Below are 15337 nucleotides of genomic sequence, written 5' to 3'. Positions count from 1 at the left end.
GGGTCTCGGAGGCGGTCGAGACCCCGAGAAGGCCACGATCGGCGGGAAACCGGCGCGGGGCGCTAGCGGCGCTTGGCGCGGGCCGCGCGGGCGCGCTCCACGGCCGGGCCGATGGCCTCGGCCAGGGTCTTGACGTCGGCCCGGGTGGAGCCGCGCCCCAGGGAGAACCGCAGGGAGTCCCGCGCGGTGTCGGGGTCCGCGCCCAGGGCGAGCAGGACGTGGCTGGCCTGGGAGACCCCGGCCGAGCAGGCCGAGCCGGTGGAGCACTCGATGCCCTGGGCGTCCAGCAGCATCAGCAGCGCGTCGCCCTCGCACCCGGGGAAGCCGATGTTCGCGTTGCCCGCCAGGCGGTCGGTGGGGTGGCCGTTGAGTCTGGCGTCGGGCACCACCGCCCGCACCGCCTCCACCAGCTCGTCGCGCAGCGTCGCGAGTTCGGCCGCGTGCTCGACGCGCTCGGCCGCGGCCAGGCGCACCGCCGTGGCGAAGCCGCGCAGCAGCGGGGTCATCAGGGTGCCCGAGCGCACCTCGCGCTCCTGGCCGCCACCGTGCAGCACCGGGACCGGGTCCACCCCCCTGGCCAGCAGCAGCGCGCCCGCGCCGACGGGACCGCCGAGCTTGTGCCCGGTCACGGTCAGCGCCGACACCCCGCTCGCGGCGAAGTCCACGGGCTCGACGCCGACCGCCTGCACCGCGTCGGTGTGGAACCAGATCCCGTACTCGGCCGCGGCGGCGGCGAGCTCGGCGACCGGTTGGACGGTGCCGACCTCGTTGTTGGCCCACATCACCGACACGAGGGCCACACTCGCCGGATCGCGCTCGATCGCCGCGCGCAGGGTTCCGGGGTCCAGGCGGCCGCGGCCGTCGACCGGCAGCTCCTCCACGACCGCGCCCTGGTGCTCGGCCATCCAGTGCGCCGGGTCCAGGACCGCGTGGTGCTCCACCGCGCTGACCAGGATGCGCCGCCGCGCCGGGTCCGCGCCGTTGCGCGCCCAGTACAGGCCCTTGACCGCGAGGTTGTCGGCCTCGGTCCCTCCGCTGGTGAACACCACCTCGTGAGGGGTGGCGCCCAGCGCCTCGGCGACGGCCTCGCGCGACTCCTCCACCGCGCGCCGGGCCCGGCGGCCCGCCGCGTGCAGCGCGGACGCGTTCCCGAGGGCACCGAACTCGGCGGTCATGTCGGCGACGGCCTCGGGGCGGACCGGGGTCGTGGCAGCGTGATCGAAGTACACCATGGCGATCACAGGATACGACCGCGAAACGGTGTGAAACGCTCCGCCCCCTGCCGGACATGTGTCTTGGTACAGGGCGCGCTCCGGGCCCTGCCCACCAGAACGACGCCTGCGGCGCCGATCCGCCCGGGCCTCCCCGGGCGGCCCTCGCGAACCGGCCGGCCCGGGGACGCGCCCCAGGACGGCCCGCCCACAGAGACAGAGGAGGAGACCACGTGCCTCGCGATGCCCCGGCAAGCGCGCCGGAGGATTCCGTCACACGCTTCGAGGCCCTCTACGACACGTGCTACGGCGATGTCCTCGGATACCTGCTACGCCGTCTCGACCATCCCGAGGCCGCCGCGGACCTGGTCGCGGACGTCTTCGTCACGGTGTGGAACCGCATCGGCGACGTGCCGCCGGCCCCGCAGGCCCGTCCCTGGGTCTTCGGGGTCGCCCGCCGGGTGCTGGCCAACCACCGGCGCGGGGCCCGGCGCGGCAACGCCCTCGCCGCCCGGCTCCGGCTCGAACTGGGCGCCGCCGCGGTCTCCCGCCCCGACTGGGAGGACCAGGCCGTCGCCGACATCGGCCGGGTGTTCCGGACCCTGTCCGACAAGGACCAGGAGGTCCTGACGCTGGCCGCGTGGGAGGCGCTGGACCCCGGGCAGATCGCGGTCGTGCTGGGCTGCGCGCGCGGCACCGCACGCGTCCGGCTGCACCGCGCGCGCGGCCGGTTCGCCCGCGCGCTGCGCGGAGCCGGGCTCGACGTCGCCTCCTGCCTGCCCCCCGAACCCCCTCCCGCCGCCCGCAGAACCCCGAAAGGAGCACTCCGATGAGGGCCGATGAAGGCATCGACCGCGTCGTGGGGCGGCTCGCCCCCCGTGTGGAGGCGCCGTTCGCGCACGATCCGGCCGGCCCGGCCGCACGCGAACTCCGTTCCATGATCATCCGACAGAGCAAGGAAACCACCATGGCAGGAAACCCCCTCCGCCGCCGCAGCCTGCTGATCGGCATCCCGGTGGCGGCCGGCCTGGCCGGAGCCGCGGTCGTGGGCACCGCCCTGGTCTCCCCGTCCTCCCCCGCGGGACCGCCCGCCGCAGAGGCCGACGTACTGGCGATCTCCGAGGACGGCGGCTACCTCGACGTGACCGTCAACGACCCCGTGGCCGACCCCGTCGAGTACGCCCACCAGTTCGAGGAGTACGGGCTCGACGTGGACCTGAGCCTCGTCCCCGCCTCCCCGACCCTGGTCGGGCGGATCGTCATGAGCGACGCCGGGGGCGGGATCGAGGTCATCGAGGCGCCCGGGGAGTGCGCGGCGACCCTGGGCGGCTGCGCGATCGGCGTGCGGATCCCCCTCGACCATCCCGACCCGGTCCGGCTGGTGTTCGGCCGCGCCCCGGCCGAGGGCGAGGAGTACCGGTCCTCCGGCCTGGTCACCGACCCCGGCGAGATCCTGGAGGACGCCGACCTGGCCGGCATGCGGGTCTCGGAGGCCCGCGACGCGCTGGCCGAACGGGGGATGCGCGCCTCCGACTACCGCTACCAGGTCGACTTCCTCACATCGGACGGGACGCCGAGCGGTGTGGGCGCCTCCCGGGTGGTCGCCGGGGACGAGGTCCCCGGCGACTGGTACGTCCACGACGTCGTGGGCACGAGCGACGACTCGGTCCTGCTGTTCGTGGGCCCCGGGACGGAGACCGAGCAGCTGCCCTGCGACTCCCCCGAGGCCCTCGACGCCGCGGAGGCCGCCGGCGCCCCCGCGACCGCCGCCTGCGAGTCGCTGGACACCATGAGCTCCCCGGTCCCGGGCTCCTGAACGGGCCCCGGCTGTTCGGCGGCGGCGGCGCGGGCACGCGAAAGGGCGGCGGCCCCGGGAGGGATCACTCCTCCCGGGGCCGCCGCCCCGCGCCCGGTCCAGGCGCTACTTGCGCTTGTTGATCTCCTCGGTCAGCTGCGGGGCGACCTTGTGCAGGTCGCCGACCACCGCGAAGTCCGAGATCTCCAGCAGCGGAGCCTCGGGGTCCTTGTTGACCGCGACGATCGTCTTGGACGTCTGCATGCCCGCCCGGTGCTGGATGGCGCCGGAGATGCCCAGGGCGATGTAGAGGTTCGGCGAGACGGTCCTGCCGGTCTGCCCCACCTGGAACGCGTTGGGGTACCAGCCCGAGTCGACCGCGGCACGGGAGGCGCCCACGGCCCCGCCGAGCGAGTCGGCCAGGTTCTCGACGACGGAGAAGTCGTCGCCGCCCACGCCGCGGCCACCGGAGACCACGACGGCGGCCTCGGTGAGCTCCGGACGCGAGCCCTGCTCCTGCTTCACGCGCTCGGTGACGCGGGCGGCCTTCGCGGAGTCCGACAGCTCGACCGAGACGGCCTCCTCGACCGCGGCGCCGGGCGCGGCCTCGGCGGCGATCGCGTTCGGGCGCACGGCCACCACCGGTACACCGGTCCTGACCTTGGCGTGCGTGACGACGGCGCCACCGAAGACCGAGTGCTCGGCGACCACGTCGGCGGTGATGTCGACGACGTCGGTGAGCACGCCGGAGCCCAGCTTGACCGCGGTGCGCCCGGCGATCTCCTTGTTCTCGGCGGTGGCCGAGAGCAGGACCGCGGCGGCGGACCTGTCGGTGGCCAGCGTGGCCAGCAGTTCGGCCTTGGGCGCCACGACGTAGTCGTCGAGTTCGGCCGGGGCCGTGTAGACCTTCTCCGCGCCGTACTCGGCGAGCTTGGCCTTGATGCCGTCGGTGGCCTCCCCGACGACCACCGCGGCGGGCTCGCCGATGCGGCGGGCCGCGGTCAGCAGCTCCAGGGCGACCTTCTTGACCTGTCCGTCGACGTGGTCGACGAGGACGAGGACCTCAGCCATGATCTTTCTCCTCTCGTCTCGTCGCTTACAGGAACTTCTTGGCGGCGAGGTAGTCGGCGATCTGCACGCCGCCGTTGCCCTCGTCCTTGACGACGGTGCCCGCCGCGCGCGGCGGGGCCGCCGCGAAGTCCACGACCTCGGTGGTGGCGTTGGCCAGGCCGACCCTGGCGGTGTCGATGCCGGCGTCCGCCGCGCCGAGCTTGGCGACCGGCTTCTTCTTGGCCGCCATGATCAGCTTGAACGACGGGTAGCGCGGCTCGTTGATCTTCTCGACGACCGAGACGACGGCCGGCAGCGTCGCCTCGACCACGTCGTAGCCCTCGTCGGTCTGGCGCTGGATCCGCACCGACGTGCCGTCGATGTCGACCTTGTTGGCCAGGGTGAGCTGCGGCAGGCCCAGGTACTCGGCCAGCGCCGCGCCCACGACGCCGGTGCGGGCGTCGGTGGACTCCGAGCCCAGGATCACCAGGTCGTACTCGACCGTGCCCAGCGCCTGCGCCAGCGCGTAGGCGGTCTGCAGCGCGTCGGAGCCGTGCAGCGCGGCGTCGTTCAGGTGCACCGCCTTGTCCGCGCCCATGGAAAGGGCCTTGCGGATGGAGTCCGTGGCCTGGTCGGGACCGGCGCTGAGGATGGTGACCTCACCGCCGTGCTTCTCCTTGAGCAGCAGCGCCTCTTCGATCGCGTACTCGTCGAGCTCGTTGATCACACCGTCCGAAGCGGCACGGTCCACCGTGCTGTCCGCCGGGTCCAACTTGCGCTCGGTCGCGGTGTCCGGGACCTGCTTGACCAAAACGACAATATTCATGGCCGGTGGCCGACCTCCCTGCCCTTGCCTGCGCCGCCCTGGTGGACGCCGTGGACGCTGGCGCGTCCGTGGTTTCTCTCAAGAGTGCCAAATACCCGAACGGGATTCGGCATCGGGTCGGCGTTCCGGGAACGCCGTCCCGCGCTGTCTCGTCTACTGCTTCCAGACCGATGTTACTGACTGGTAGCAAATGGCGCGAACACCACCTCCCCTCGTCAATTGAGGGAAGGCTCTCCTAAGCTTAGGACCCGAACCACTCCGACGGCCCGGGAAGGGGGTCCCACGCCTGGCCGGGCTGGATCCCGAACACCACCAGGAACAACGCGATCAGGCTGACCGCGACGATGGTCCCCCAGTACACGTACGGGTTGCGGACGGTGATCTTGCCGACCAGCCACCGCGCCTGGCGCTGGGCGCCCCGCGCGTGCGGACCGAACAGGAAGTTCATCAGGACCACGATCCCCACGGCCCAGGTGCCCACCACGTTCGCCGAGTTGCTCCCCGTCGCCAGCCCGATGCCGATGCCGATCACGATCCCGGCCAGCAGGTAACCGAGCCCGTAGGCCGCCGCGGACCCCAGCGTACGCAGGACCGCCCACGGCAGGCTCAACGCCACGACCATGTTGTCGGAGTTGCGCGGGCCCCTCTCGTGCAGGCGGCGGGCGTGCTCGCGCTTGGCGATGTCCAGACCGCCCAGGATCGAGACCGCGATCAGTCCCAGGATCAAGCCGATGGTGGGGACCATGAGGGTCAGGCCGACGATCCACAGGGCGGCCGGAACGGCCAGCAGCCACGGCAGCCGCCGGGCCTCGCGGTCGTCGTACTCGTCCTCGTCGTCCCCGCCCAGGTAGTCGCTGAGCCGGTCCTCGCCCCTGCGGCGCGCGCGGAACCGCTCGAGCAGCCCCTTGGGCTCGTCGTCCTCGAACTCGTCCGCGGAGAAGGTGGAGGTCCGGTTGGCCCGGCCGCCGTCGTAGTCGACGGGAGGAAGGATGTCGCGGAACTCGTCCGGACGCAGGGTGGAGTTGAAGAACTGGGTATGTGGTGGCGAGTCGTCGTCCTCGGGATCGCCCTCGGCGGGCAGCAGCCCGGTGCGCCGCGGGTCGTCCCCGGGCGCGGCCATGGTCTGCTCCGGGGCCCTCTCGGCCCCGGCCGCCATGGTGCGGTCGCTGTTCTCGGCGACGGGGGCGACCTCGGTCCTGGACGTGTCGGGCCGGCTCGCGGCCACGGTGTGGTTGCCGGTCAGCCCCGAGGCCTGGTAGTCGGCCTCGGTCCAGGGCAGGTCCAGGTTGAGCCGCTCGGTCTCGGCGAGCAGCCGGACCGCGTCGGGGCGGGAACTGACATCGCGCGCCACGGCGGACTTGACCAGCGGGCGCAGCGCGTCGGGGATGCCGTCCAGGTTGATCTCGCCGTTGAGGATCCGGAAGAAGATCACCTCGAAGGCGCCCGCGCCGTAGGGCGGGTTGCCGGTGGCGGCGAAGGCCACGGTGGCGCCCCAGGCGTGGATGTCGGTCGCCGGGCTCAGGTCCGACCCCTCGATGACCTCGGGGGACAGATAGCTCGGCGTGCCCACGAAGGTGCCGGTCTGGGTGAGCTTGGCGCCGTCGACCGCGTGCGCGATGCCGAAGTCGATGACGATCGGCTCGCCGTTGGAGATGATCACGTTGCCGGGTTTGAGGTCCCGGTGGATGACCTCGGCGACGTGGATGTCGCCGATCGCCCGGGCCAGGCCGGTGACCAGCCGGGTCAGCGCGCGTCCGCGCAGCGGCCCGTGGTTGGTCACGGTGGAGTCCAGGGTCGGGCCGGGGATGTACTCGGTGACCACCCAGGGCAGCCGCGCGTTGGTGTCGGCGTCGATGACCGCGGCGACGTTGCGGCTGCGCACCCGCCGCATGGTCGCGACCTCGCGGGCCAGACGGGCCCGGGCGATGTCGTCCCCGGCCACCTCCGAGCGCAGCACCTTGACCGCGACAAGGCGGTCTTCAGGGTCTACGGCTTGGTACACAACGCCCATTCCGCCCTGGCCGATACGCCGGCGGATCTTGTACGGGCCGATGTGTTCCGGCAGCCCCTCAGCCTCGGGGAAACCTGCCGTCATTGCCATAGTGAACTCATCCCCTCGAACACCGCATACCGCCTAAAACCGGCCTGGTCGCCGCAATCTTTCGGACCCGCGCACCGGAACCCGGCCGCGCTGTGCGCCGCGCCGATCACCAGGACCGCGCCGACACAGCCTCCCGGCGACACCGGGCGGTCCACGCGGTATCACCGCGGTCACCTCACGCTAACCGGATCGCGCACGGCCGCAAAGAGCTTGCCCTCGACGTCCCACGCGTCCCACGGAGGGACTCCATGAGTATGACGGAAAAACAGGCGATCCGGTTCCCGCGAATATCGGCGGCCGCCTGCCCGGCCGGCTCCCGGACAGGCCCTGGCCTCGGGGTTGTGCGGATCGTAGCGGTCCGCTGATCTTGGGTGATCAGGGCGCTCTCCGTCTCACCCCCCGAGACCCCGCCCCCGGCGCCGCGACCCGCGCCCCGGGGGCCCGGCGCTCCCGCCGGACGCCCCGGGGCCTCCCCTCAGGCGGGTCGTGCCAGGTCCTCGACGACCTCGGCCCCCGGAAGCCCGGCGAGGGCCGCGCCCGGCAGGACGAGTTTGGAGCGGCGCAGGCCGCTGCCGACGACCACATGCGGCCGGGCGAGCACGGCGGCGTCGACCAGGACCGGCCAGTCGTCGGGGAGGCCGACCGGGGTGATCCCGCCGTACTCCATACCGCTTTCCCGCACCGCGTCGTCCCGGGGGGCGAAGCCGGCCTTGCGGGCCCCCAGCCGCCTGCGGACGACACCGTTGACGTCGGCCCTGGTGGTCGCCAGCAGCACGCAGGCCGCCAGGCGGGTCTCACCACCACGCCTGGCCGCGATCACCACGCAGTTGGCCGAGGCGTCCATCGGCACGCCGTAGGCGGCGCAGAACTCGGCGGTGTCCGCGAGTTCCGGATCGATCCCGGCCACCAGCAACCGCTCCACCGGGGTGGTGTGCTTCCAGTCGGCCACCGCCGCGGCGACCGGCGCGGCCAGCAGGTCGGTCCGCTCGACGGCGGGACGGGCGTCGAGCCCCCACATCCCCGCTCACCGCCCCGAGAAGGCGGCCTTGCCGGGCCCCCGCTCGACGAAGCCGCGCATGCCGGTCTTCTGGTCCTCCGTGGCGAACAGCGCGGCGAACTGGAGCCGCTCGACCTCCAGGCCGCTGTCCAGGTCCACCTCCAGGCCCGCGTCGATGGCCTGCTTGGCCGCGCGCAGCGCGACCGCCGGACCGCCCGAGTAGCGCGCGGCCATGGACACGGCCGCGGCGTACACCTCCCCGGCGGGCACGACCGAGTCCACCAGGCCGATCGCCAGCGCCTCCGCGGCGTCGACGTGCCGACCGGTGAAGATCAGGTCCTTGGCCCTGGCCGGGCCGATGAGGCGGGGCAGCCGCTGGGTGCCGCCCGCGCCCGGGATCACACCGAGCAGGATCTCGGGCTGGCCGAGCCTGGCGTCGTCGGCCGCGACCCGGAAGTCCGCGCACAGCGCCAGTTCGCAGCCGCCGCCGAGGGCGTAGCCGGTGATCGCGGCGATGACGGGCTTGGGAATCCGGGCCACGGCGGTGAAGGAGCTCTGGAGCGTCCGGGAGTGCTCGGCCATGCGGACGTAGTCCATGTCCGCCATCTCCTTGATGTCGGCCCCCGCGGCGAACACCCGCTCCCCGCCGTAGAGCACCACGGCCGCCACCGACCGGTCCGCGCCCACCTGCGCGGCGGCCTCGGCGATCTCGGCCTGGACCCGGGCGTTCAGCGCGTTCATCTTGGGCCGGTCCAGCCTGATGACGGCGACCGCCGGATTGTCGGGGTCAGTCTCCACACGAACGAACTCGCCCACAGTCGACACCTCTCACGCGGCTTCGCTTTCCACCCCCTGCCTACCATCCGGAGGCGCCCGCGAAGCGCCGGAGCGTCAACCTCCGGTTCGCTTCGCGCCCCGAACCGGTCACGTCGGCGCGCCGCGGCGCGCCGTCCGGCGGCGGACCCGCCCAGAATCGGCACCGGGGCGTGTCCTCGGTCCAGGTGACCCCGAGGACACACCCTTCCCTCGTCCGCAGGACCGGGAGGCCGGACCCCGCCTCCCGGCCCCGCGGAGCTCAGCCGAACAGCAGTGTCAGCGTGCCGAGTCCGGCCGAGACCGCGTAGGCGGCGGCCAGCAGCACCGGACAGGCCGCGACGAGCAGGGTGTCGGCCGGGCGCCACCGGCTGGTCCGGGCGTGCGAGCGCGGACCGGTGCCGAAGGCGCGGGCGTCCATCGCGGTGGCCAGCAGGGTCCCGGTCCGGATGGAGCGCACCAGCAGCGCGAACAGCCGACCGAAGAAGAGCGCCGTCATCGCGACCGGGTTGTGCCCCGCCTCCAGGCCGCGGGCGCGGCGGGCCAGCGTGATGGTGCGCCACTGGCCCGCCAGCAGCGGGATCAGCCGCAGCGCCGCGAGCACCCCCATGGCGGGCCGCTCGGGGATCCGGAGCCGCTGCACGAGGCTGTCGGCCGTCTCGGTCGGGTCGCTGCTGACGGCGGCCAGGATGCCGGGAAGCGCGATGGCCAGCAGCCGCACCGCGGCGCCGAGCGCGCCCAGCGGCCCGGCCTCGCCGTACAGGAGGTTGACCAGGCCGCTGGACAGGCCCATGAACAGGAACGGGACTCCGAGGACCAGCAGGGTCCGGCGGTCGGCCCCGCTGAACAGCACCAGCGGCAGCACCGCGGCCAGCACCACCCCGCCGGTCACCGCGTCCACCGCCGGGACCAGGCCGACGGCCAGGACCAGCGCGGCGATCAGTTTGGCGGCCGGATTGAACCCCAGCAGCCAGTAGCGCGCCCCGCCGTCCCCGGGGGCGTCGAGGGTCATCGGGTCGCCCCGCCCCCGGTCGGTCGTCCTCATCGCGTCCCTCCGTCCGGGCGCTCCACGCCGTCCGGGCGCTCCACGGGGGTGACCCGGCCGTCGGCGACGCGGAGGCGCGTGTCGGCGAGGTGCCGCAGCAGCAGCGCGTCGTGTGTGGCCATGACGATCGCCCGCCCCTGGGCGCGCAGGTCGCCCAGCAGTTCCACGAGTTCGGCCCAGGTCCTGGTGTCCTGGCCGAAGGTGGGCTCGTCCAGGACCAGCGCGTCGGGGGCGTGCGCGGGGCCGGAGCTGAGCGCGGTGGCCACCGAGAGCCGCCGCTTCTCGCCTCCCGACAGCGTGAAGGGGTGCGCGTCGGCGAGCCGGGCCAGCCGCAGCCGCTCCAGCAGCTCGTCCACCCACGCGTCCGTCTCCGCCCGGCCCATCCCGGCCCTCAGCGGCGCGAACCGCAGCTCGTCCCGCACGGTGGCGGTGACGAACTGGTCCTCGGCGTGCTGGAACACCGTGCCGATGTGCCGGGCGAGCCGCCGCGCGGGCCACCTGGCCAGCGGACGGGCGTCGGCCTCGGCGAGGGGGCCGCGCGGCAGCACCGCCCCGGCGCGCGGCCTGGCGAGCCCGGCCAGCAGCGTCAGCAGCGTGGACTTGCCCGCGCCGTTGGGCCCGGTGAGGGCGGTGGCGGTCCCCGCGGCGACGGCGGCGCGCACACCGCTCAGGACGGTGCGCGCCGGGGCCGCGCGCATGCCCAGGTCGGGCGGGGTGCGCACGAGGCAGTCCACGGCCTCGATGAGGACCGGCCCCCCGGGAGCGGGGGCGAGCCCGGGGTCGGGCTCGCCACCCGGGACCCACACCCCCTGCCCGGCGAGCGCCCTGCCGTGCTCGGCGAAGACCGCGCGGGGGGCGCCGTCGGCGATGACGCCGCCGCCGGGTTCGACCACGACGACGCGGTCCACCAGGTCCACGACCTCGGCGACGCGGTGCTCCACCAGGACGAGGGTGGCCTCGGTGGCGGCCAGCAGCCGGGCCAGGACCCCGCGGATGAGCTCGGCCCCCGCGGGGTCCAGGTTCGCGGTGGGCTCGTCCAGCAGCAGCAGCCGGGGGCGCATGGCGAGCGTCCCGGCGATGACGAGCCGCTGCTTCTCCCCGCCCGACAGCGCGCCGGTGGAGTGGTCGCGCCCGTAGGGGAAGGCGACCTCGCCGAGGGCGGCGTCCACGCGCCGCCAGACCTCGTCGCGCTCGACGCCCAGGTTCTCCGGTCCGAAGGCGACGTCGTCGCCCGCTCGGGCCATCACCAGCTGGGTCTCGGGGTCCTGGCTGACCAGGCCGACGCGGCCGCGCCGCCGGGTGGCGGGTTCGCCGTCGACCAGCAGGACGCCCTCCTGTTCCCCGCTGATGGCGCTGTCGGGGCCGGTGAGGCCGGCGAGGGAGTGCAGGAGGGTGCTCTTCCCCGCGCCGGAGGCGCCGAGCAGCAGCACGCGCTCACCGGGTTCGACGCTCAGGTCGACGCCGCGCAGCGCGTACTCGTCCCGGCCGGAGTGCTTCCAGCCCCAGCCCTCGAGTTCGACGCGGGCGCCGGGGCCGCCCGACGCGCGGGCGGCCCGGTCCGTGGCGGCCACGGTGTCAGTCCCCGGCCGACGGGAAGGGGGCGAGCGCGCCCGCCCTGGCCAGCGCGGTGGTGAGCAGCCTGGCGCCCACGCCCGCGATGACGCCGGAGCTGACCACGACGATGACCCCGTAGGCGATCTGGTGGCCGAGCGGCCAGGTCACGTTCCACAGGATGTTGTCCTTGACGGCGGGCGAGAGCCCCGCGGCCATGGCGGCCAGCACGGCCGCGCCCATGCCCCAGCGCCGGTAGGCGAGGGCGAGGAAGACGAGTTCGGGCAGGAGCCCCTGGAGGGTTCCGTCGATGACGACCATGAGGCCCCACTGGGTGCCCAGGACCGCCGAGACGGAGGCCGCGGCGATGGAGGTGAGCAGCGCCGCGCCCGGCTTGCGGATGACGAGGGCGCCTAGGACCCCGGAGAGCATCCACATGCCGTAGATGACGGCCTGGGCGGGCGGGAAGACCACGAACAGGGGCGTGGTGGCGGTCCACACCATCCCCCACAGCCAGAAGACGACGCCGACGCCGACGCCGATGACGGCGGCCACCACGATGTCCACGGTGCGCCAGTCGAGCAGGTCCCGCAGAACAGCACGGAAGAAGGCGGCGAGGCCCCTCCGCGGCTGGGGGGCGGCCTGGGTGTCCATTGAACGAAGTCCCTTCGTGCATGACGAGAGGGCTCTGCTGCCAAGAGCACTACCGGGCCGTGCCGCGCGCGCCGGAACGGCCGGCGCGCGGGAGCACGCCACCGGCGGCGGTTCCTACGACTTCCTTCGCTGGCATTACCCAGATCAGGTGTGTAAGGGTCTGCGGCGGGGTGCCGCACTCTCAGCGCCGAAGCGCTCCCCTGTCGGTTTCCCCCATTATGGGCGCACGGTCCGTCTTCGGGTCAAGGCGCCCCCCGCGAAGGGGCCGGCGGGCCCGGCCCGCCGGTCCCGGCCTCGTTGTCAGCGAAGGACCACCCCGCCGATGCCCGCCGCGGGTTCGGGGACGACGACCAGGCCCATCTCGGCCGGGTCGGCCAGCAGCGGGTGCCTGGGCAGCACCCGGACCGTGTAGCCGCACGCGCCCGACCTGGCCAGGGGGACCGATCCGGCGAACCGCACGAGCGGGCCCTCGGCGGGCTGGCCGGCCAGCACCGCCAGCTCGGCGAAGGACGGGGTCACCAGCTCCTCCGCCTCGTCGACGCGGCCCAGCGCCACCTCCACCCGCAGGTCCTCGGGGTCGATCCCGCCCAGCACGAGGGTGGCCCGCACCGTGAGCTCCCCGCCGACCTGCGGCGGGTCGTCCATCCCGGTGATCTCGACGTGCTCGATGCGCACCCCCGGCCAGGCCCGCACCACCCGCTGTTTCCAGGCGGCCAGCTCCCGGGCACCGCTCAGCGCCTTCGCGGCGAGCCGCCGCGAGGAGCACGCGGCGGGCCGGTAGAGGCGCTCCACGTAGTCGCGGACCATCCGGGTGGCCAGCACCTTGGGCCCCAGGGAGACCAGCGTGTGCTTGACCATCTCCAGCCAGCGCTTGGGCAGCCCGGCCTCGTCGTGGTCGTAGAACAGCGGCGCGACCTGCTCCTCGAACAGCTCGTACAGCGCGGTGGCCTCGATGTCGTCGCGCCGGTCCGGGTCCTGCACGCCGTCGGCGGTGGGGATCGCCCAGCCGTTGGAGCCGTCGAACCACTCGTCCCACCAGCCGTCCCTGACGGACAGGTTGAGACCGCCGTTGAGCGCCACCTTCATCCCCGAGGTGCCGCACGCCTCCAGCGGGCGCAGCGGGTTGTTCAGCCACACGTCGCTGCCCTGCACCAGCGACTCGGCCAGTGCCATGTCGTAGTCGGGCAGGAAGACGATCCGGTGCCGCACCCGGGGGTCGTCGGCGAACCGGACGATCTCCTGGATGAGGCGCTTGCCGCCCTCGTCCGCGGGGTGCGCCTTGCCCGCGATGACGATCTGGACGGGCCGCTCCGGGTGCAGCAGCAGCGACGTGAGCCGCTCGGCGTCGCGCAGCATCAGGGTGAGCCGCTTGTAGGAGGGCACCCTGCGGGCGAACCCGATGGTGAGCACGTTCGGGTCGAGCACGTCGTCGATCCAGCCGAGTTCGGCGTCGCTCGCGCCGCGCTGGTGCCACGAGTGCCGCAACCGGGCCCGGACCTCGGCGACCAGCCGCCCGCGCAGGGAGCGGCGCATCTCCCAGAGCTCGTTCTCTCCCACCCCGACGACGCGCTCCCACCCCTGGGCGGTGTCGAAGTCCGCGGAGTCGGGGACCAGGGACCGGCCCATCGCGAACGCCTCGTCGGCCACCCAGGTGGGCGCGTGCACACCGTTGGTGATCGAGGTGATGGGCACCTCGTCGACGTCGAATCCCGGCCACAGGCCCTGGAACATGCTCCGGCTGACCGCGCCGTGCAGCCTGCTGACGCCGTTCACCCGCTGGGCCAGGCGCATGCCCATCACGGCCATGTTGAACAGGCCGGGGTCGCCCCCCGGATAGTTCTCGGCGCCCAGCGCCATGACCCGTTCGACGGGCAGCCCCTCCAGCGCGACGGGCCCGCTGAAGTGGCGCTCCACCAGCTCGCGGGGGAAGCGGTCGATCCCGGCGGGCACCGGCGTGTGCGTGGTGAACACCGTGCCCGCGCGGGTGGCCTCCAGCGCCTGGTCGAAGGTCAGCCCCTCGGACCCGATGTACTCGCGTACGCGTTCGAGGCCGAGGAACCCGGCGTGGCCCTCATTCATGTGGAAGACCTCGGGCTCGGGGTGGCCGGTCCGGGCGCAGTAGGCGCGCACGGCCCGCACCCCGCCGACTCCCAGCAGCAGCTCCTGGCGCAGCCGCTGCTCGTTGCCGCCGCCGTAGAGGCGGTCGGTGACTCCGCGCAGCTCGGGGTCGTTGTCCTCCTGGCAGGCGTCCAGGAGCAGCAGCGGCACCCGGCCCACCCGCACCACCCACACGTGCGCCACCAGCGCGCGCCCGTCGGGAAGGTCGACCACGATGCTGACCGGGTCGCCGTCGTCCTCCAGCCGGCTCATGGGCATCCCGCGCGGGTCGATCTCGGGGTACCCCTCCAGCTGCCAGCCTTCGGGCGAGAGCGACTGGGTGAAGTACCCGTGCCGGTACAGCAGGCCCACGCCGATGACCGGGACACCCAGGTCGCTGGCGCTCTTGAGGTGGTCCCCGGCGAGGATCCCCAGCCCTCCCGAGTACTGCGGCAGCGCGGCGTCCAGTCCGTACTCGGCGGAGAAGTAGGCGATCGCCGAGGGCGGCGCGGTCTCGGCGTCGTGCGGGAGCCGCTGGTACCAGAGGGAGGCGTCGAGGTAGTCGTCGAGGTCGGCGGCCGCCTCGGCGAGGCCGGCGCGGAACCCGTCGTCCGCGGCGAGTTCGGCGAGGCGCTCGGGGCGGACCTCGCCGAGCAGTCGGACCGGGTCGTGGCGCACGGCCGCCCAGATCTCGGGATCGACGGCGGCGAACACCGCGCGCGTGGGGGCGTGCCACGCCCAGCGCAGGTTGGCGGCGAGCCTGCCCAAGGGGGCCAGCTCGCCAGGCAGGACGGTACGGACGGTGAACCTACGAATGGCCTTCACGGAGCGTGAGGCTAGTCAATGTACCCGCCGTATGCGAGCCCTCCACGCCATCTCGCGCCACATGTCACGAAATAAGCTTTTTCGGAACCTCATCCCCCGCCAAGGGAAGTGTCAGGAATGTTTCCCGCGATCCGGGGAAGTGGAAACCCGGAGGACCACACTGAGTCATATCGGCCGGAACACTGTGTTATGTCATGCGGAATGCGTGCGTGTTTCGCTTGGTTTACAGGGAAAAGACCGTCGAACTGCAGCGGGGTGACGGATGTGACACCCGGGAACCAAGTCCGCTATGTCCGCCGATGTCACCCCTGGTCAACGATCGACCCCCCCTTGTACAACAGTGAAACCTGTGACTACTCTCACAAAAACGGA

At 73.3% G+C, this 15337-nt stretch carries 12 protein-coding genes and 1 riboswitch; of the genes, 2 read left to right on the top strand and 10 right to left on the bottom strand.

Annotated features, from left to right (window positions below; all coding sequences use genetic code 11):
• Window positions 1-62: 62 nt before the first annotated feature.
• On the bottom strand, window positions 63-1232 hold the full coding sequence (locus EV190_RS06430; protein WP_133740541.1) for a cysteine desulfurase family protein: 1170 nt from the start codon (window positions 1230-1232) through the stop codon (window positions 63-65).
• Between the two features lie 212 nt (window positions 1233-1444).
• Between EV190_RS06430 and EV190_RS06425 the strand changes: the two genes are divergently transcribed.
• Window positions 1445-2044: an RNA polymerase sigma factor gene (locus tag EV190_RS06425; RefSeq protein ID WP_243742401.1), complete on the top strand. Its 600-nt coding sequence runs from the start codon at window positions 1445-1447 to the stop codon at window positions 2042-2044.
• Window positions 2041-3027, top strand: a complete 987-nt coding sequence (locus EV190_RS06420) for a hypothetical protein (RefSeq protein ID WP_133740539.1) — start codon at window positions 2041-2043, stop codon at window positions 3025-3027. The genes EV190_RS06425 and EV190_RS06420 overlap by 4 nt, the downstream gene beginning before the upstream one ends.
• Window positions 3028-3132: 105 nt before the next feature.
• Here EV190_RS06420 and EV190_RS06415 read toward each other — a convergent pair whose 3' ends face one another.
• From EV190_RS06415 to glgP, 9 genes are all read right to left on the bottom strand, one after another.
• Window positions 3133-4077 carry an electron transfer flavoprotein subunit alpha/FixB family protein gene (locus EV190_RS06415; RefSeq protein ID WP_133740538.1) on the bottom strand — a complete coding sequence of 315 codons (945 nt, stop codon included), beginning with the start codon at window positions 4075-4077 and terminating at the stop codon, window positions 3133-3135.
• A 25-nt stretch (window positions 4078-4102) separates the two neighbouring features.
• Window positions 4103-4882 carry an electron transfer flavoprotein subunit beta/FixA family protein gene (locus tag EV190_RS06410; RefSeq protein ID WP_208113075.1) on the bottom strand — a complete coding sequence of 260 codons (780 nt, stop codon included), beginning with the start codon at window positions 4880-4882 and terminating at the stop codon, window positions 4103-4105.
• Between the two features lie 241 nt (window positions 4883-5123).
• The gene (locus tag EV190_RS06405; protein WP_133740737.1) at window positions 5124-6977 is read right to left on the bottom strand and encodes a serine/threonine-protein kinase; all 1854 of its coding nucleotides are present in this window, start codon (window positions 6975-6977) and stop codon (window positions 5124-5126) included.
• 481 nt (window positions 6978-7458) lie between these two features.
• Window positions 7459-8001, bottom strand: coding sequence for a YbaK/EbsC family protein (locus tag EV190_RS06400; RefSeq protein WP_133740537.1), 543 nt, complete (start codon window positions 7999-8001; stop codon window positions 7459-7461).
• Between the two features lie 6 nt (window positions 8002-8007).
• On the bottom strand, window positions 8008-8796 hold the full coding sequence (locus tag EV190_RS06395; protein WP_133740536.1) for an enoyl-CoA hydratase/isomerase family protein: 789 nt from the start codon (window positions 8794-8796) through the stop codon (window positions 8008-8010).
• Between the two features lie 259 nt (window positions 8797-9055).
• The gene (locus tag EV190_RS06390) at window positions 9056-9838 is read right to left on the bottom strand and encodes an energy-coupling factor transporter transmembrane component T family protein (RefSeq protein WP_133740535.1); all 783 of its coding nucleotides are present in this window, start codon (window positions 9836-9838) and stop codon (window positions 9056-9058) included.
• A complete protein-coding gene (locus EV190_RS06385; RefSeq protein ID WP_133740534.1) occupies window positions 9835-11409 on the bottom strand; it encodes an ABC transporter ATP-binding protein in 1575 nt (524 codons plus the stop codon). The genes EV190_RS06390 and EV190_RS06385 overlap by 4 nt, the downstream gene beginning before the upstream one ends.
• A 4-nt stretch (window positions 11410-11413) precedes the next feature.
• Entirely contained in the window at window positions 11414-12043 is a 630-nt protein-coding gene (locus EV190_RS06380; protein ID WP_133740533.1) for an ECF transporter S component, read from the bottom strand.
• Between the two features lie 104 nt (window positions 12044-12147).
• Window positions 12148-12255, bottom strand: a riboswitch (TPP riboswitch).
• A gap of 88 nt (window positions 12256-12343) precedes the next feature.
• Window positions 12344-14965, bottom strand: a complete 2622-nt coding sequence (glgP, locus tag EV190_RS06375) for an alpha-glucan family phosphorylase (protein WP_133740532.1) — start codon at window positions 14963-14965, stop codon at window positions 12344-12346.
• Window positions 14966-15337 lie beyond the last annotated feature (372 nt).

This window comes from Actinorugispora endophytica, assembly GCF_004363075.1.
Classification (GTDB): domain Bacteria; phylum Actinomycetota; class Actinomycetes; order Streptosporangiales; family Streptosporangiaceae; genus Actinorugispora; species Actinorugispora endophytica.
The sequence above is the reverse complement of the archived record's forward strand: the minus strand, read 5'-3'. Positions and strand labels throughout refer to the sequence as shown.